Here is a 16,528-nt window from a genome sequence, read left to right on the forward strand (position 1 = left end):
GATGAGCCAGGCGGCGCCCGCGGCGGCGGCCCTGCCGGAAACGGCGCCGCCCTTGCTCTCGGTCGAGAACATCGAGGTGGTCTACAACGACGTCATCCTGGTGCTGCGCGGCCTCAGCCTGACGGTGCCGAAGGGCGCGATCGTGGCGCTGCTCGGCGCCAACGGTGCCGGCAAGTCGACCACGCTGAAGGCGATCTCGGGCCTGCTGCGCACCGAGGACGGCGCCGTCACCCGCGGCGGCATCACCTATGACGGCCAGCCGATCCACCATCTCGACCCCGGCGCCATCGTGCGCCGGGGCATCTTCCAGGTGATGGAGGGGCGCCGCATCGTCGCCGACATGACCTGCCTGGAGAACCTCCGGCTCGGCGCCCACACCCGGCGCGACCGCGAGATCGGCGACGACATCGACCGGGTCTACGGCTATTTCCCGCGGCTGCGCGAGCGCACCGGCCTGGCCGGCTACCTCTCGGGCGGCGAGCAGCAGATGCTGGCGATCGGCCGGGCGCTGATGGCCCGGCCGAAGCTGATCCTGATGGACGAGCCCTCGATGGGCCTGTCGCCGCTGCTGGTGAAGGAGGTGTTCGGCATCATCCGCCAGCTCAACGCCGAACTCGGCCTGACCATCCTGCTGGTCGAGCAGAACGCCCGGATGGCGCTGTCCTGCGCCAGCTACGGCTACATCATGGAGAACGGCAAGGTGGTGCTGGACGGCACCGCCGAGGCCCTGGCGGCCAATGAGGACGTCAAGGAGTTCTACCTCGGCGGCGCCGGCGAGCAGCGCCGGAGCTTCAAGAACCTGAAGAGCTTCAAGCGCCGCAAGCGCTGGCTTTAGGCCGCTCCCTTCAACTGCTCGATCATCATCAGCAGCGACCGGCGGTCGATCTTGCCGAGGTTGTTGCGCGGGATCTCCTCGACGATCTCGAGCCATTCCGGGACCTTGTAGTCGGCCAGCCGCGCCGTCACATCGGCCAGGATCTCCCGGGAGGTGGTGCGCGCACCGGGCTCGAGCTGCACGAAGCCCGCCACCCGCTGGCCCAGCACCGCATCGGCGACGCCGACCGCCGCGGCGGTCCTGACGGCGGGATGGGCGGCCAGGGCCTCCTCGATCTCGACCGGGGAGATGTTGGTGCCGCCGCGGATGATCAGCTCCTTCTTGCGCGACACGAACCAGAGATCGCCGGCCTCATCCTGCCGCATCAGGTCGCCGGTCTGGTACCAGCCGTGCCGCGGCGCGCCTTCGACCGCGCCCGGCCCGGCCCAGTAGCCGATACTGACATCGGGACCCCGCACCAGGAGCTCGCCGATCTCGCCGCGCCGCACCGGCAGGCCGCGGTCGTCGACCAGGCGCACCTGCGCGCCCTTCACGATCCGGCAGGCCGGGCCGGACACCGGCCGGTAGGCCATCGCGGCGATGGTCTCGGTCGCGGCCCAGATCGAATGCAGCGGGCAGCCGAACACCGCCGGGAACTGGTCCTGCAGCTGCTGCGGGCAGACGTCGCCGCCGGTGATGCAGCTGCGCAGCGACGCGACGTTGCGCGGCTGGACCTTCTGCCGTTCGAACAGGAGGCCGAACATGTAGGGCATCGCCAGAAGCCAGGTGCAGCGATGACGCTCGACCACGTCCAGCACGACGTCGGGGTCGAAGCGGTCGAGCAGGATGAACGGCACGCCGAACCTGACATAGCCCAGGAAGGTGAACAGGCCGCTGGCATGGCCCATCGCCGTGGCCATGACCGCGACGTGGCTGCCGTCGAGCCCCCAATTCGCCAGCGACTCAGCGCCGGCCCCCAGGGTGGACGGGGTGTGGATCACCAGCTTGGGCTGGCCGGTGGTGCCGGAGGTGGTGATCAGCACCGCGGGGGCGTGGGCGTCGACGGTGTCGGGCACCGGCGCGCCGTTGGTGTCGCCGAACAGCACCGTCCAGGGCTGCGCCCGCCCGTCATCGGCGCCGGCCCCGATGACGAAACGCCGGTCCGAGGCGAGAACCGCGCGGTCGACGGCGGCGATGCGCGCATAGAGATCGGCATCGCCGATGTAGAGGGCGGGCCGCAGCCGCTCCAGCAGCGGGATCAGCTCCGCCGCCTTGAACGCGGTGCGGAACGGCACCGCGATCGCGCCGACCAGGAAGCAGGCGTAGTAGGCGACGACCATCTCGGGCCGGTTCACCATGTGCAGGACGACGCGGTCGCCCGGCCGGACACCCCGGGCGGCAATGCCGAGGGCCAGGTCGCCGGCCTCCTGCGCCAGCCGCTGATAGGTCCAGGTGTCCTCGCCGCTGACGAAGGCCACGCTGTCCGGCTGCGTTTCGGCACTGTGGCGCAGCGCTGCGATAGGCGTGAAAGTCATTCGACTCTCCAAACGACAAACATGAAGGTTTCAGGGCGGCGGTCTTCGCCGCCCGGCAGCAGAGTTAAGTTCTGAGCGAGATCGGAGGGCAGTGTCCGGCCGATCAGTTCAGCGCCAGGACACGCGGCGTCTCTCGCTGTGACGAGAAATTGGCGCCCCGGGACTGCCGAATGATGTCAGCGCCGCAGAAACGGGTTACCGGCGTAACCGGGATTCAGTCGCTAGCTGATGCCGGCCGCCCAGGCTTGACGAACCCTGCTGATGCAATAGGCTCAGCTTGCTCATTTGATCAAAGCCGTGGGGACCGACATCGATGGCCGATACGGGGCTGGAGCCGATCCTGTCGCGGCTGACCATTCAGGACGGCGTGCACCAGCAGCTGCGGCACGCGCTGATGACCGGCCGGTTCGACCCCGGCCAGGTGATGACCATCGCGTCGCTGGCCGAGGCCTTCGGCACCAGCCACATGCCGGTGCGCGAGGCGCTGCGCCGGCTGGGGGCGGAGAATGCGGTGGAGATCGCGCCGAACGGGTCGGCCCGGGTGCCGATCGTGACCCGGGCGCGGCTGGACGACCTCTGCCGCGCCCGCATCGCCATCGAAGGCCTGGCGACCGAGCTCGGCGCCGCCCGGGTCACCGCCGCCGACATCGAGCTGCTGCACGCCGCGGTGCTGGAGYAGGAGCGGATCGCCCGGCACGCCAGCCCCTACGACATGCTGGACAAGAACCGCCAGTTCCACTTCACCATCTACCGCGCCTCCGGCTCGGACGTGCTGATCCAGCTGATCGAGACGCTATGGCTGCGGTTCGGGCCCTACATGCGCCGGCTGTCGGCCCATGTCGAACCGATGCTGCGGGCCGGCACCCTGGCGCCCTACACCGGCCATCACCACGCCATCATCGCCGCCCTGCGCCACGGCGACGCGGCGCGGGCCCGCGAGGAGATCATCGCCGACATCCGCACCACCCAGGACCTGCTGCGGACGCTCTGCCCGGACGAAGCGGAGGCGAAGGCGGCGGCGCCGGCCTGAACGGCTCTGCTGAGGCGCGGCATCATCGGCTGGTGAAGGTTTAAGGTTAAAGCAATTCCGGTTGATCAGGGCCCCCTATCCGTGATCACATGATCAAACAAAGCTGCATCGCCCATCAGGCGAAAGCAGCCGCGAGAGCGGAAACAAAGAGCCAATAAACCGTCGCTTGGACCGCAGAAAACAGAGGAGGCTGACCATGATGAAATGCCTGGCCCGCATGGGCGTCCTGATCGCGCTCGGCGTCGCCGCCGCGTCGCCGGCCCTGGCCGAGACGATCGTCGTCGGCGCCTACCCGGCCAATCCGCCCTGGGAGTACAAGACCGACAGCGGCGCCTTCGAAGGCTTCGAGGTCGACCTGGCGAAAGAGGTCGCGAAGCGCATCGGCGTCGACGTCGAGTTCCAGGACCTGGGCTTCCAGGCCCTGTTCGCCGCCACCAGCTCCGGCCGCATCGACTTCGCCATCTCGTCGATCTCGGTCAACAACGAGCGGTTGCAGAACCAGTCCTTCACCCAGTCCTACTACGACAGCGACGGCACGGTGTTCGGCGTGCCGACATCGCCGATCCATTCGCTCGACGACCTCAAGGGCAAGATCGTCGGCGTCTTGTCCGGGTCGACCGGCGAGGCCTGGGCCAAGGCCAATGGCGAGAAGCTCGGCATCACCGAGGTCAAGGGCTACAACGCCCAGCAGGACCTGCTGATGGAGGTCCAGAACGGCCGGGTCGATTTCGGCGCCAGCGAGATCTCGGGCCTGCAATACGCGATCAAGCAGATGCCCGGCCTGAAGATCCTGCTGCGCATCCCCACCGGCGAGCATTTCGCCATGATGGCGCGCAAGGGCCACCCGCTGCTGACCAAGGTGAACGACGCCATCTCGGCGATGAAGACCGACGGCACCATGGCTGCGATCCACAAGAAGTGGTTCGGGGTCGACCCCGAGGCCGGCACCAGCACCGTGGTGCCGGGGCCGATCCCGCAGGCCCAGTAGCCGCAACCGACGACGCCGGGGCCGGGCGGCATGCCCGGCCCTCCCGCCGCGCCAGCCGGGCCGGACCATGGACATCTTCGACACCTTCTTCAACTGGCCGGTGCTGGTGCGGTCGTTCCCGATCCTGCTGCGCGGGCTGTGGAACACCGTCCTCCTGGGCTGCACCAGCATCGTCATCGGCACACTGGCCGGGCTGCTGGTCTGCCTGGTGCGGCTCTACGCCCCGCGGCCGCTGCGGCTGCTCGCCGTCGGCTACATCGACATGTTCCGCGCGCTGCCGATCCTGGTGGTGCTGATCCTGATCTACTACGCCCTGCCCTTCGTCGGTATCCGCCTGTCCTCCTTCGTCTCCGCCACCCTCGCCTTGTCGATGGTGCTGGCGGCGTTCACGGCGGAGGTGTGCCGCGCCGGCATCGAAAGCATCCCGCGCGGCCAGTTCGAGGCATCGTCGGCGCTGGGCCTGCCGTTCTGGCTGGCCATGCGCAAGGTGATCCTGCCGCAGGCGGTGCGCGTCATCATCCCGCCGCTGACCAGCAACTGCGTCGCGGTCTACAAGGACACCGCCCTGGCCTCCGTCGTCGCCATGCCCGACCTGCTGAAGCAGGCGACCGACGCCCAGGCGCAGATGGCCAATCCGACGCCGCTGATCGGCGCCGCCATCATCTACCTCGCCTTCCTCTGGCCCCTCGTCCGCCTGATCGGCCATCTCGAGGAGCGCAGCAAACGCCAGGCCGCCCGCCGCTGACCCGGCCCGCGCCCCGGACCTTTCCCAGGAGACTCCCCGTGCCCCTTGCCCAGACCACGGCTTCCCAGACCCCGGCCGCAGCGCCGTTCCCGATCGAGACGGTCCGCTCCCTGTTCCCGGCGCTGCGCCAGGCCGAGGCCGAGGGTTTCATCTTCCTCGACAACGCCGCCGGCGCGCAGATCCCGCAGAGCGTGCTCGACGCCGTGACCCACCACCTGGTCGACCACAATGTCCAGCGCGGCGGCCGCTACGACAAGAGCCGCGCCGTCGACCAGTCGGTGGCCGAGGCCCGCGAGAGCGTCGGGCTGCTGGTCAACGCGTACAGCCCGGCCGAGATCTCCTTCGGCATGAACGCCACCTCCTTCATCCGGCTGGTCAGCCTCGGCATCGGCCAGATGCTGGAGGAGCGCGACGAGATCATCGTCACCGACATGGACCACGACGCCAACATCGCCACCTGGCTGGCGCTGGAGAAGATGGGCGCGAAGTTCGCGTGGTGGCGGATGCGCGAGGACGGCAACCTCCACGCCGAGGACCTGAAGCCGCTGCTGTCGTCGCGCACCCGGCTGGTCGCCTGCACCGTGACCGCCCATTCGATCGGCTCGATCGTCGATGTCGCGGCGGTGGCCGAGCTGGCGCATGCCGCCGGGGCCGAGGTGTTCGTCGACTGCGTCCATTACGGCCCGCACGGGCTGATCGACGTCCAGGCCTGGGGCTGCGACTACCTCGTCTGCTCCGGCTACAAGAACTTCTCGCCGCATATGGGCTTCCTGTGGGGCCGCTTCGACGCGCTGAAGCGCCTGCCGACCTTCCGCGAGGATTTCATCCCGGACGAGCCGCCCTACAAGATCGAGGCCGGCACCTTCATCTACGAGAACGTCGCCGGCATGAGCGCGTCGGTGAAGTACCTCGAATCGCTCGGCCGCGGCTTCACCGGCCTTTCGACCGGATCCCGCCGCGGCGACATCGTGGCGGCGATGACCGCGATACGGGCCTATGAGGCGACGCTGTCGCGCGAGATGCTGCGGGTGCTGAAGGGCTGCGGCGCCACCGTCTACGGCATCGCCGACGAGGCCCGGGTCGGCGACCGGGTGCCGACGATCTGCTTCAACATCGGCAGCCATTCGCCGCAGGCGATCGCCGACGCCATGTCCGATGCCGGTATCGGCATCCGCGACGGGCACATGTACGCGCCGCGGCTGATGAAGCGGCTGGGCCTCAGCATGACCACCGGCGCCCTGCGCGTCTCCCTGGTCCACTACAACACGGTCGAGGAGGTGCGGCGCTTCGGCGCGGCCCTGGCCGCCTATCTCAAGAAGGCCGGCTGAACGCACCGGGCTTGACCGGGGCGCCCCAAGCCTGTCGTGATCCCCGGAGGCCGCAGACGGAGTCCGGCGGCGACCTCTGGGGATGGATGGGCGAGGCCGCGATGACCGACCATTACGACGATCTCGAGACCCGGCCGGCGGAGGCGCGGGAGAAAGCGCTGCTGGCCGAGCTGCCGGCCCAGATCGCCCATGCCAAGGCGGCGGCCCCCGGCTACGCCAAGCACCTCGCCGCGTTCGATCCGGCGGCGGTCACCAGCCGGGCCGAGCTGGCGGAGCTGCCGCTGACCCGCAAATCTGACCTGACCTCGGCCCAGGCGCTGGACCTGCCCTTCGGCGGGATGACCACCCTGCCGCCCGGCCGGCTGCGCCGCATCTTCGCCTCGCCCGGCCCGATCTACGAGGGCGAGAGCCACGGCATCGACCATTGGCGCACCGCCCGCGCCCTGTTCGCCACCGGCTTCCGTGAGGGCGACATCCTGCAGAACTGCTTCTCCTACCACTTCACCCCGGCCGGGGTGATGTTCGAGACCGGCGCCGAGGCGCTGGGCTGCGCCGTCATCCCGGCCGGGACCGGCAACACCGAGCTGCAGGCCCGGACCATGGCCGACCTGCAGCCGCGCGGCTATGTCGGCACGCCCGACTTCCTCAAGCTGATCCTGGAGAAGGCCGACCAGCTGGACCACGACACCCGCTCGGTCACCCTCGCCCATGTCTCGGGCGGGCCGCTGCTGCCGCCGCTGCGCGAATTCTATTCGGCCCGCGGCATCGACGTGTTCCAGAGCTACGGCACCGCCGATCTCGGGCTGATCGCCTATGAGACCGAGGGGCGCGAGGGGCTAGTGCTGGCCGAAGGCATCCTGGTCGAGATCGTGCGCCCCGGCACCGGCGAACCGGTGCCGGAGGGCGAGGTCGGCGAGGTGGTGGTGACCAGCTTCGACCGTTGCTCGCCGCTGATCCGCTTCGCCACCGGCGACCTGTCCGCCATCCTGCCCGGGCGCAGCCCCTGCGGCCGCACCGCGCCGCGGCTGCGCGGCTGGCTGGGCCGTGCGGACCAGAGCACCAAGGTCCGCGGCATGTTCGTGCATCCCGGCCAGGTCGCCGAGGTGCTGAAGCGGCATGATCTGGCGCGCGGCCGGCTGGTGGTGGCGAGCCGCCAGGGCATCGACGAGGTGACGCTGCAGGTCGAGGCCGCGGATGCCGCCATCGCCGACGCCGTGGCCGAGACCCTGGCCGACGTCACCAAGCTGCACGCCGCGGTGGCGGTGGTGCCGCCCGGCGGCCTGCCGAACGACGGCAAGGTGATCGACGACACCCGCAAATTCGCCTGACCGGGCGGCAGCGCACCGGCTTGCGGGACGCGGCCCGGTCGCGCTAGCGTCCCGCCATCCACTAGCACTGGACCGCGGTCGGCTTCAGCCGGCAACCGGCAGGCACCAGCCTACGGGGAGACGCGCGCCATGGCCGAACCAGGTGTCCATTACGGTTCCTACCTCCAGCTCGAACAGCTTCTCGACCTCCAGGCCCGCGAAAGCGAGAAGGCCGGGCGGCCCGCCCATGACGAGATGCTGTTCATCATCATCCACCAGGCCTACGAGCTGTGGTTCAAGCAGATCCTGTTCGAGCTCGACGCCGTGCAGGGCGTGTTCGCGGCCGAGCGGGTGGACGACCGCGCCATCGCCCGGGCGACCCGGGCGCTGCACCGGATCCACGAGATCCTGAAGCTCGGCGTGCACCAGCTCGACGTGCTGGAGACCATGACGCCGCTGGATTTCCTCGATTTCCGCGACCTGCTGCGCCCGGCCTCGGGCTTCCAGAGCGCGCAGTTCCGGCTGATCGAGATCCGGCTGGGCCTGCGCCTGGCCGATCGCCTGGCCTATGAGGGCAAGTCGTTCGAGACCCGGCTGGAATCGCCGGGCCGCGAACGGGTGACGGCGGCGCTAAGCCAGCCCAGCCTGTTCGAGCAGCTCGACGCCTGGTTGGCCCGCACCCCGTTCATCGAGCGCGGCGGCTATCGCTTCCACGAGGCCTACCGCGCGGCGGTGGTGCAGATGCTGGAGGGCGACATCGGCCACCTCGCGGCCCATCCGACGCTGGACGATGCGGCGCGGGAGAAGGAGGTCGCGGCGTTGCGCCAGGCCCTGTCCCGCTTCGACGCGCTGTTCGACGAGACGCTGTACGCCGCCGAGGTGGCGCAAGGGTCGTGGCGGATGTCGTGGCGGGCGCTGCAGGCGGCGCTGTTCATCAACCTCTACCGCGACGAGCCGGCGCTGCAGGTGCCGTTCGGGCTGATCAGCCTGCTGATGGACATCGACGAGACCATGACGCTGTGGCGCTACCGCCACGCGCTGATGGTCCAGCGCATGATCGGGCTGAAGACCGGCACCGGCGGCTCCTCCGGCCACGAATACCTCAGCCGCACCGCCGAGAAGCACCGGGTGTTCGGCGACCTGTTCACCCTGTCGACCTATCTGATCCCGCGCTCGGCCCTGCCGCCGCTGCCGAAGGAGATCACCCGCCGCACCAGCCTGTCCTATGACAAGGACCCCAGCGGCCAGGAGGCCGGCAAGTGACCTACAAGCTGCTGTTCTCCCGCTTCATCGCCGCCGCGCCGGACCGGCTGCACCTGGCGGCGCACAGCCACCATTTCTGGCCCGATGCGGTGTTCGCGGCCCAGGCGCGCTATGTCGAGGACAGCGCGCTGCACGCCGACATGAAATGGGGCCCGATCTTCGGCGGGCTGGTGCCGCGGCTGCAGGCGCGGATCGCCACGATCCTGGCCCTGCCCGACCCCGCCTCCCTGGCCTTCGCGCCGAACACCCATGAATTCGTGCGCCGGCTGCTGTCCTGCCTGCCCACCGACCGGCCGGCGCGGATCCTGACCACCGATTCCGAATTCCACAGCTTCCGCCGCCAGGTGGCGCGGCTGGAGGAGGATGGGCTGGTCCAGGTCACCCGCGTGGCGCAGGAGCCGACCGCCGATTTCCCCGCCCGCTTCGCCGCGGCGGCACGGGCCGGCGGCCATGACCTGGTGTTCTTCAGCCAGGTGTTCTTCAACTCGGGCTATGCCGTGCCCGACCTGGCGGCGCTGGTCGACGCAGTGCCGGACCGCGGGACGCTGATCGCGATCGACGGCTATCACGGCTTCATGGCGCTGCCGACCGACATCTCGGCCATCGCGGACCGCGTCTTCTACATCGCCGGCGGCTACAAATACGCCATGGCCGGCGAAGGCGCCTGCTTCCTGCATGTGCCGCCGGGCTACGGGCCGCGGCCGCGCGACACCGGCTGGTACGCCGCCTTCGGCGCGCTGGCCGGGGCGCAGGACGGGCGGGTGCTCTATGGCACCGACGGCAGCCGCTTCCTTGGCTCGACCTTCGATCCTTCGGGCCTGTACCGGCTGCTCGCCGTGCTCGACCTGCTGGCGGAGCGCGGCATCGGCGTGCCGGCCATTCACGCCCATGTGCTGGCGCTGCAGGAGGCCTTCGCGGCGGCGCTGGACCGGGCCGGCCTGCCCGACCTCGCCCGCAGCCGGCTGCTGGCGCCGCTCGACACCTCGCATCGCGGCCATTTCCTGACCTACCGGACCGATGCGGCCGGCGCGATCGACGAGCGGCTGCAGGCGGCCGGCATCATCGTCGACCACCGTGACGACCGCCTGCGCTTCGGCTTCGGCCTGTACCACGATGTCGCCGACGTGCCTGACATGGTCGAACGGGTGACGTCAGCCCTGCGATGATCGAGACGCCGATCAAGTGGCTCGGCCTGATCCTGGCCGGCCTCGCCCTGGTCTACAGCGCCTTCTCCGGGGTCGGCATCGACGCGCCGGAGCGGACCGGCGTACTGTTCCAGCGCTTCGGCGCGGCCGGCGTGTTCTGGAGTTATCTCGGCCTGGCCGGGATCTCGGTCCTGGTCGGCGGCTGGGGCCTGTCGCGATGGTTTCGCCGCCTCCGGCGCGACCTCGCGACCCGGCATGGCGCGGCGGGCCCACCGCGCCGGTCGGTGGTGGCGATGCGCGTCGCCATTGGCTTGTGCATCCTGATCCTCCTCGCCGGAATCGGTTTCCTGCTGGTCCGGCTGGCCGGGCTGGCGTCGTTCCGGCCTTAGCTGGCCATCTGCCGCACCAGGAAGTCGCGCATCGCCGGGTCCTCGCACAGGCCGATGGCGCGCTCATAGGCCGTGTCCGCCGGCTGCCCGAGCCGCCGCAGCAGATGGGCGGCCAGCGCCCAATAGGGTTGGTAGCTGCTGACCGCCCCGGCCGGGATGTCCTGGAGCAGCGCCCAGCCGGCCGCGGCGCCGCGAGCCTCGGCCACGGCAGCGGCCCGACCGACCAGGGCGCCGATCGTCGGGCCCAGGCGCACCAGCCCCTCATACAGCAGGGCCACGGCCTCCCAGTCGGTGCTGCCGATCCGGGCCCGCTGCGCATGCGCCGACTGGATCGCCGCTTCGAGCTGGAACCGCCCCATGCGGCCATCCTGGGCGGCAGCGGCCAGGATCCGCTCGGCCTCCGCCAGCATCGGCTTCGACCATCGTTCGGTGTCCTGCTGCGAGAGCGGGACGAAGTCGCCGGCCGGGCTGCGCCGCGCCCCGCGCCGGGCCTCGCAATACAGCATCAGCGCCAGTAGCCCCTCGACCTCGGGCTCGGCGGGCATCAGCGGCCGCAGCAGCCGGCCGAGTTCGATCGCCTCCGCCGCCAGCCCCTTGCGGCGCGGATCGGCGCCGGCCACATCCTCCCAGCCGCTGCCATAGGCGGCGTAGATCGCCTGCAGCACCGCATCCAGGCGCGGCGCCAGATCCCTGGCCTCCGGCAGCTCGAAGGCGATGCCGGCGTCGCGGATCTTCACCTTGGCGCGGGACAGGCGCTGCCCCATCGCCGAGGGTTTGACCAGGAAGGCGGAGGCGATGCGCGCCGCGTCGAGCCCGAGCACGGTCTGCAGCATCAGCGGTGTGTGCATCGCGGGGTCGATCGCCGGATGGGCGCAGACGAACAGCAGCTTCAGCCGCTCGTCGGGAAAGGAATCGGCCTCCGCCAGTGCCTGCGCCTCGTCCGCCGCCGCCAGCAGGTCCGGCATCGCATCGGCCTGCACCCGGGCATGGCGCGCGCCGTCGACCAGCCGGCGGCGCGCGGCAGTCAGCAGCCACGCCTCCGGCCGGTCCGGCACGCCGTCACGTGGCCAGGTTTCCAGCGCGATGCGGAAGGCGTCGGCCAGCGCGTCCTCCGACGCCGCGAGGTCGCGCGACCTCGCGGCGAGGAAGGTCACCAGACGGCCATAGGAGTCACGCGCCGCCCGTTCGACCGCGCGGCGCGTCTCCAGGCTCATTCCCGATGCGGCGGCGTGACGGGCCGGACCTCCACCCCGCCGCCGGGGCCGGCCGGGTAGCGGGCGGCCCAGTCGAGCGCGGCGTCGAGGTTCGGCACCTCGATGATGAAGAAGCCGGCCAGCTGTTCCTTGGTGTCGGCGAAGGGGCCGTCCTGCACCAGGCGCTGGCCGTCCCGCTGCCGCAGGGTGGTGGCCGTCTCCGGCGGCTGCAGCCCGGCGCCGGTGACGATCACGCCGGCCTCCTGCAGGGCCTTCATATAGGGGCCGAAGGCGGCCCAGAAGGCGACGTATCGTTGCGGATCCTTGCGGTCGGCGAATTCGGTGGGCGTCTGCTGGAACAGCAATGCGTACTGCATGGTCCTCTCCTCACAGGGATCGAGCGCGAATGGTGTCGCTCGATGCCATGACGGGCCGGCAGCCGCCGTTTCGACATCGCGCCGCGAAAATATCGGCGCTACACCCTCCGTCGGCGAGATTTGGCGAAGGTGTCGAAGGCCACGGCCAGGACGATGATGACGCCGATGATGATCTGCTGCACGTAGGACGACACGTTCAGCAGCACCAGGCCGTTCAGCAGCACGCCGATCAGCACGGTGCCGATCACCGTGCCGAAGATGGTGCCGATGCCGCCGAACAGGCTGGTGCCGCCGATCACCACCGAGGCGATCACCGTCAGCTCATAGCCCTGCCCCGCCACCGCCTCGGCCGAATTCAGCCGGGCCGACAGCACGAAGGCGCCGAGCCCGACGAAGAAGCCCATGATGACGTAGACGCCGAGCAGCACCCGCCGGACCTTCAGCCCGGACAGCCGCGCCGCCTCCGGATTGCCGCCCACGGCATAGACCTGGCGGCCGAACCGGCTGTAGCGCAGCACCAGATGGGCCAGGATGGCGAAGCCGAGGAAGATCAGCACCGGCACCGGGATCTCCAGGGCCTTGCCCTGGCCCCAGTAGCGGAAGCCGGCGTCGAAGCCGCTGATCGGCCCACCGCCGGACAGCAGCAGCGCCGCGCCGCGGAACACCGACATGCCGCCCAAAGTCACCACGAAGGGCGGCACCTTGAGCCGGGTGATGGCGAAGCCCTGCACCGCGCCGGCGGCCATGCCGAGCAGGACCGAGGCCAGCGCCGCCACGCCCCAGCCATAGCCCTGCACCTCGTCGCTGCCGAGGGCGAAGTTGCCGGTGGCGCTGCCCTTGGCGACAATCGCGGCGGCCAGGCCGCAGAAGGCCAGCACCGCGCCGATCGACAGGTCGATGCCGGCGGTCAGGATGACGAAGGTCATGCCGATGGCGAGCAGGCCGGAGATCGAGACCTGGCGCAGCACGTTGAGCAGGTTGACGGTCGACAGGAAGCGCGGCTCGGCGATGGCGAAGCCCGCCATCAGCACCACCAGGAAGATCAGCGGCGCGAAGCGCGCCAGCATGCCGAACAGGTCGAACCCGCCGCCCTGCTCCGAAACCGTTCCCTGCGCCATCCCCATCCCTTTTGTCTCGAAGCCGCTTGTTCGTCTAAGCCGCCTCGCGGCGCGTCATCAGCCGCATCAGCGTTTCCTCGTCGGCGTCAGCGCGGTCGACCTCACCGGTGATACGGCCCTCGCACATGGTGACGATGCGATCGCTGATCGCCAGCACCTCGGGCAGCTCCGAGGAGATCGCGATCACCGCGATCCCGTCCCGTGCCAGCCGGCCGAGCAGCTGATGCACCTCGGCCTTGGCGGCGACGTCGATGCCGCGCGTGGGCTCGTCCACGATCAGCACCTTTGGCCGCAGCGCAAGCCAGCGCGCCAGCACCACCTTCTGCTGGTTGCCGCCGGACAGGTTGGCGATCTGCTGCTCCGAACTCGCCATGCGGATGCCCAACGCCCGGCGATACTCCTCGACCAGCCCCTTCTCCCTGGAGTCGGAGACATAGCCGAACAGGCCGGACAGCTTGCCCAGCGCGGTGATCGCCAGGTTGGCGCGGATCGCCAGCGACAGGAACAGCGCCTGCTGCTTGCGGTCCTCCGGCACCAGGCCGATGCCATGGCGGATCGCATCGGCCGGCGAGCGGATGTCGACCAGCTTGTCCTCGACCAGGATGCGGCCGGCGGTGCGGCTGTCGGCGCCGAACACCGACCGCGCCAGCTCCGTGCGCCCGGCCCCGACCAGCCCGGCGATGCCCAGGATCTCGCCCCGGCGGACCGACAGCGACACGTCGCGCAGCACCGTGGCATGGGGGTTGATCGCGCTGCGCTCGGTCTTGATACCCTCGACCCGCAGCGCCGGCGGGCCGGCCTGCGCCGCGCCGCCCTCGATCCGGGCCAGGGCGCCGAGGTCGCGCCCGACCATCATGCGGATGATGTCGTCGATGCCGATGGCCGCGACCTCGGCGCTGCCGACCAGCCGGCCGTCGCGCAGCACCGTGATCCGGTCGCACACCGTCATCACCTCGTCCAGCCGGTGGGTGACGTAGATCACGGAGATGCCCTGGGCCCGCAGCGCCCGGATGATCGCCATCAGCCGGTCGACCTCGGTCGAGCTGAGGGCCGAGGTCGGCTCGTCCATCACGATCAGCCGCGATTCCATCGACAAAGCGCGGGCGATCTCGACCATCTGCTGTTCGGCGACGCTGAGGTCGCGGACCAGCCGGCGCGGGTCGATGGCCAGGCCGATCCGGTCCAGCGCCGCCTTGGCCAGGCGGTGCATCGCCGACCAGTCGACCAGCCCGGCCCGGCCCGGCTCGCGCCCGATCAGGATGTTCTCCCCCACCGTCAGGCTCGGGATCAGGTTGAACTCCTGGTAGATCGTGACGATGCCGCGCCGCTGCGCCTCATAGGGCGCGGCGAAGCTGACTTGGTCGCCGGCGAAGGCGATGCCGCCGCCATCCGGCGCCTGCGCCCCGGACAGGATCTTCAAGAGCGTCGACTTGCCGGCGCCGTTCTCGCCCAAGAGGCCGTGCACCTCCCCCGCCGCCACTTCCAGCCCGACGCCGTCCAGCGCCAGCACACCGGGAAAGCGCTTGGTGATCGCGGTCATGCGCAGCAGCGGTTCGGTCATGCACCCTCTCTCACCTGTCATCGCCGGGCTTGACCCGGCGATCCAGGAGCCACGGAGAACCGCTCTGGGTTGCCCCTGGATGCCCGGGTCAAGCCCGGGCATGACAGGAACAAGGAGCGGGGACCAGCCCTACTTCACCTCGGCGATGCGCTCGGCCTTGTCGAGATTGGCCTTGGTGATGGCGATCGGGGTCAGCAGGATCACCGCCGGGTCCGGCTTCTTCTTGGTGTTCAGGAAGGTGACCAGCACGTCGACCGCCTGCCGGCTCTGGCCGCCCGGGAACTGCTCGATGGTGCCGGCCATGCCGCCGTCGCGGATGCTGCCCAGCGCCTCGGGCAGCGCGTCGAAGCCGATGATCTTGATCTTGTCCTGCAGGTTGCGGCCGCGCACCGCCTCGAGCGCGCCGAGCGCCATGTCGTCATTGGCGGCGACGATCACGTCGGGCGGCGTCTGCAGCCCGGCCAGGATCGTCTCGGTGACGCTCAGGCCCTGGTCGCGGGCGAAGTTCGCGGTCTGCTCGACCACGATCTTGTACTTGTCCTTCTGCGAGTCGAGGACGTTGTGCAGCCCCTTGTTGCGGTCGATCGCCGGGCTGGCGCCGGGCTGGCCCTGCAGGTTGACGATGGTGGCGCCGTTCGGATAGGCGGCGATCAGCCATTTCGCCTGGGCCTCGCCGCCCAGCACGTTGTCGGCGCCGACATGGGCCAGGATGCCGTCGACCCCGGTCACCCGGCGGTCGATGGTGACGACCGGCACGCCGGCCTCCACCGCCTCGGACAGCACCGGGGCCATGGCGTTGACGTCGATCGGGCTGATCACGATGCCGTCGACCTTCTGCACCAGCGCCGCCTCGACATCGGCGGTCTGCTTCGGCGCGCTGTTCTGGCCGTCGGATTCGGTGGCGGCGACGCCCTGCTTCTGCGCCTCGGACTTCAGCTCGTTCATCATGTGGACGAAGAACGGGAAGCCGAGATTGGGCACCGATGTCAGGATGGTCTTCTTGTCCTGCGCCGCGGCCGGCAAGGCGACGGCGAGCGCGAGGACGGCACCCAGCAGGGTGCGCTGCAACGAACCAGTCATGAGCTCTCCTCCGCGGCGATTTGATCGTCATGGGCGGTGCCGCGCCGCGCTCCACGACTCTTTGCGTCGGCCAAATTGTCAGATGATTGGTCCGGCACTGTCAACGGCATCCCGGGGGGAATCCCCGGGCAGGGCCGGAGCGGCATGGTTGAATCCACAGGGCCGGAGCGTTCATAACCATACCGGCCCGGCGGATCGGGCGCGGCGGGAGAGTGTCATGGCGAAGGAAATTGATCGGCCGGTGGTACCGGTGGTGCTGTCGGGGGGATCCGGGACGCGGCTGTGGCCGCTGTCGCGGGCGGGGTACCCGAAGCAGTTCCTGCCGCTGGTGTCGGACGGGACCATGATCCAGGAGACGGTGGCCCGGGTCGGCGAGGCCGACGGCTTCGCCCCGCCCGTCTTCATCTGCGCCGACGACCACCGCTTCGTCGTCGCCGAGCAGATGCGCCAGATCGGGGTCGCGCCCTCGGCCATCATCCTCGAGCCGGTCGCCCGCAACACCGCCCCGGCCGTCGCCGTCGCCGCCCGCTTCCTGGCCGACCAGGCCCCCGACACCCTGATGCTGGTGCTGCCGGCCGACCACCACATCGCCGACCCCGCCGGCTTCCGCGCCGCCATCGCCGCCGCCGCGCCCGCCGCCCGCGCCGGCTACCTC

General features: G+C 70.1%; 16 protein-coding genes. 10 read left to right on the forward strand and 6 right to left on the reverse strand.

The window, feature by feature from the left end; all coding sequences use genetic code 11:
- Position 1 precedes the first annotated feature (1 nt).
- Complete coding sequence (locus AB4112_RS27375) at positions 2-835, forward strand: ABC transporter ATP-binding protein (protein WP_309799193.1); 834 nt, start codon at positions 2-4, stop codon at positions 833-835.
- On the opposite strand, the gene AB4112_RS27380 is transcribed toward AB4112_RS27375, so the two are convergent.
- Positions 832-2,349, reverse strand: coding sequence for a class I adenylate-forming enzyme family protein (locus AB4112_RS27380; protein WP_309799191.1), 1,518 nt, complete (start codon positions 2,347-2,349; stop codon positions 832-834). The two genes, AB4112_RS27375 and AB4112_RS27380, sit on opposite strands and share 4 nt — an antisense overlap.
- A 313-nt stretch (positions 2,350-2,662) precedes the next feature.
- Between AB4112_RS27380 and AB4112_RS27385 the strand changes: the two genes are divergently transcribed.
- From AB4112_RS27385 to AB4112_RS27420, 8 genes are all read left to right on the forward strand, one after another.
- Entirely contained in the window at positions 2,663-3,379 is a 717-nt protein-coding gene (locus AB4112_RS27385; protein WP_441724199.1) for a GntR family transcriptional regulator, read from the forward strand.
- 196 nt (positions 3,380-3,575) lie between these two features.
- Positions 3,576-4,367 (forward strand): ABC transporter substrate-binding protein, encoded by a 792-nt coding sequence (locus tag AB4112_RS27390; RefSeq protein ID WP_309799187.1) that lies wholly within the window; start codon positions 3,576-3,578, stop codon positions 4,365-4,367.
- A 67-nt stretch (positions 4,368-4,434) separates the two neighbouring features.
- Positions 4,435-5,112, forward strand: a complete 678-nt coding sequence (locus AB4112_RS27395; RefSeq protein ID WP_309799185.1) for an amino acid ABC transporter permease — start codon at positions 4,435-4,437, stop codon at positions 5,110-5,112.
- 38 nt (positions 5,113-5,150) lie between these two features.
- Positions 5,151-6,440 carry a cysteine desulfurase-like protein gene (locus tag AB4112_RS27400; protein WP_441724201.1) on the forward strand — a complete coding sequence of 430 codons (1,290 nt, stop codon included), beginning with the start codon at positions 5,151-5,153 and terminating at the stop codon, positions 6,438-6,440.
- 101 nt (positions 6,441-6,541) lie between these two features.
- Positions 6,542-7,768: a phenylacetate--CoA ligase family protein gene (locus AB4112_RS27405; RefSeq protein WP_441724203.1), complete on the forward strand. Its 1,227-nt coding sequence runs from the start codon at positions 6,542-6,544 to the stop codon at positions 7,766-7,768.
- 129 nt (positions 7,769-7,897) lie between these two features.
- Complete coding sequence (locus tag AB4112_RS27410; protein WP_441724205.1) at positions 7,898-9,010, forward strand: tryptophan 2,3-dioxygenase family protein; 1,113 nt, start codon at positions 7,898-7,900, stop codon at positions 9,008-9,010.
- The gene (locus AB4112_RS27415) at positions 9,007-10,176 is read left to right on the forward strand and encodes a kynureninase/PvdN C-terminal domain-containing protein (protein WP_441724207.1); all 1,170 of its coding nucleotides are present in this window, start codon (positions 9,007-9,009) and stop codon (positions 10,174-10,176) included. The genes AB4112_RS27410 and AB4112_RS27415 overlap by 4 nt, the downstream gene beginning before the upstream one ends.
- A complete protein-coding gene (locus AB4112_RS27420; protein ID WP_441724209.1) occupies positions 10,173-10,544 on the forward strand; it encodes a hypothetical protein in 372 nt (123 codons plus the stop codon). The genes AB4112_RS27415 and AB4112_RS27420 overlap by 4 nt, the downstream gene beginning before the upstream one ends.
- Here AB4112_RS27420 and AB4112_RS27425 read toward each other — a convergent pair.
- From AB4112_RS27425 to AB4112_RS27445, 5 genes are all read right to left on the reverse strand, one after another.
- Positions 10,541-11,758: an RNA polymerase sigma factor gene (locus AB4112_RS27425; protein WP_441724211.1), complete on the reverse strand. Its 1,218-nt coding sequence runs from the start codon at positions 11,756-11,758 to the stop codon at positions 10,541-10,543. The two genes, AB4112_RS27420 and AB4112_RS27425, sit on opposite strands and share 4 nt — an antisense overlap.
- Positions 11,755-12,114, reverse strand: coding sequence for a YciI family protein (locus tag AB4112_RS27430; RefSeq protein WP_441724213.1), 360 nt, complete (start codon positions 12,112-12,114; stop codon positions 11,755-11,757). Before AB4112_RS27430 ends, AB4112_RS27425 begins: the two co-directional genes overlap by 4 nt.
- 98 nt (positions 12,115-12,212) lie before the next feature.
- Positions 12,213-13,232, reverse strand: coding sequence for an ABC transporter permease (locus AB4112_RS27435; protein WP_441724215.1), 1,020 nt, complete (start codon positions 13,230-13,232; stop codon positions 12,213-12,215).
- Between the two features lie 34 nt (positions 13,233-13,266).
- Positions 13,267-14,793 carry a sugar ABC transporter ATP-binding protein gene (locus tag AB4112_RS27440; protein WP_441724217.1) on the reverse strand — a complete coding sequence of 509 codons (1,527 nt, stop codon included), beginning with the start codon at positions 14,791-14,793 and terminating at the stop codon, positions 13,267-13,269.
- 129 nt (positions 14,794-14,922) lie between these two features.
- Positions 14,923-15,873, reverse strand: a complete 951-nt coding sequence (locus AB4112_RS27445) for a substrate-binding domain-containing protein (RefSeq protein ID WP_309799167.1) — start codon at positions 15,871-15,873, stop codon at positions 14,923-14,925.
- A 217-nt stretch (positions 15,874-16,090) separates the two neighbouring features.
- Between AB4112_RS27445 and AB4112_RS27450 the strand changes: the two genes are divergently transcribed.
- Positions 16,091-16,528: sugar phosphate nucleotidyltransferase (locus AB4112_RS27450; RefSeq protein WP_441724219.1), on the forward strand; the 438-nt coding region annotated here is incomplete at its 3' end.

The organism is Inquilinus sp. 2KB_23 (assembly GCF_052115705.1).
In the GTDB taxonomy this organism is placed as follows: domain Bacteria; phylum Pseudomonadota; class Alphaproteobacteria; order DSM-16000; family Inquilinaceae; genus Inquilinus; species Inquilinus ginsengisoli_A.

Excerpts from the sequence above, each read along its gene's own strand:
- AB4112_RS27375 (WP_309799193.1), top strand. The coding sequence starts at position 2 with ATGAGCCAGGCGGCGCCCGCGGCGGCGGCCCTGCCGGAAACGGCGCCG.
- AB4112_RS27380 (WP_309799191.1), bottom strand. The coding sequence starts at position 2,349 with ATGACTTTCACGCCTATCGCAGCGCTGCGCCACAGTGCCGAAACGCAG.
- AB4112_RS27390 (WP_309799187.1), top strand. The coding sequence starts at position 3,576 with ATGATGAAATGCCTGGCCCGCATGGGCGTCCTGATCGCGCTCGGCGTC.
- AB4112_RS27395 (WP_309799185.1), top strand. The coding sequence starts at position 4,435 with ATGGACATCTTCGACACCTTCTTCAACTGGCCGGTGCTGGTGCGGTCG.
- AB4112_RS27405 (WP_441724203.1), top strand. The coding sequence starts at position 6,542 with ATGACCGACCATTACGACGATCTCGAGACCCGGCCGGCGGAGGCGCGG.
- AB4112_RS27410 (WP_441724205.1), top strand. The coding sequence starts at position 7,898 with ATGGCCGAACCAGGTGTCCATTACGGTTCCTACCTCCAGCTCGAACAG.
- AB4112_RS27420 (WP_441724209.1), top strand. The coding sequence starts at position 10,173 with ATGATCGAGACGCCGATCAAGTGGCTCGGCCTGATCCTGGCCGGCCTC.
- AB4112_RS27425 (WP_441724211.1), bottom strand. The coding sequence starts at position 11,758 with ATGAGCCTGGAGACGCGCCGCGCGGTCGAACGGGCGGCGCGTGACTCC.
- AB4112_RS27430 (WP_441724213.1), bottom strand. The coding sequence starts at position 12,114 with ATGCAGTACGCATTGCTGTTCCAGCAGACGCCCACCGAATTCGCCGAC.
- AB4112_RS27435 (WP_441724215.1), bottom strand. The coding sequence starts at position 13,232 with ATGGCGCAGGGAACGGTTTCGGAGCAGGGCGGCGGGTTCGACCTGTTC.
- AB4112_RS27440 (WP_441724217.1), bottom strand. The coding sequence starts at position 14,793 with ATGACCGAACCGCTGCTGCGCATGACCGCGATCACCAAGCGCTTTCCC.
- AB4112_RS27445 (WP_309799167.1), bottom strand. The coding sequence starts at position 15,873 with ATGACTGGTTCGTTGCAGCGCACCCTGCTGGGTGCCGTCCTCGCGCTC.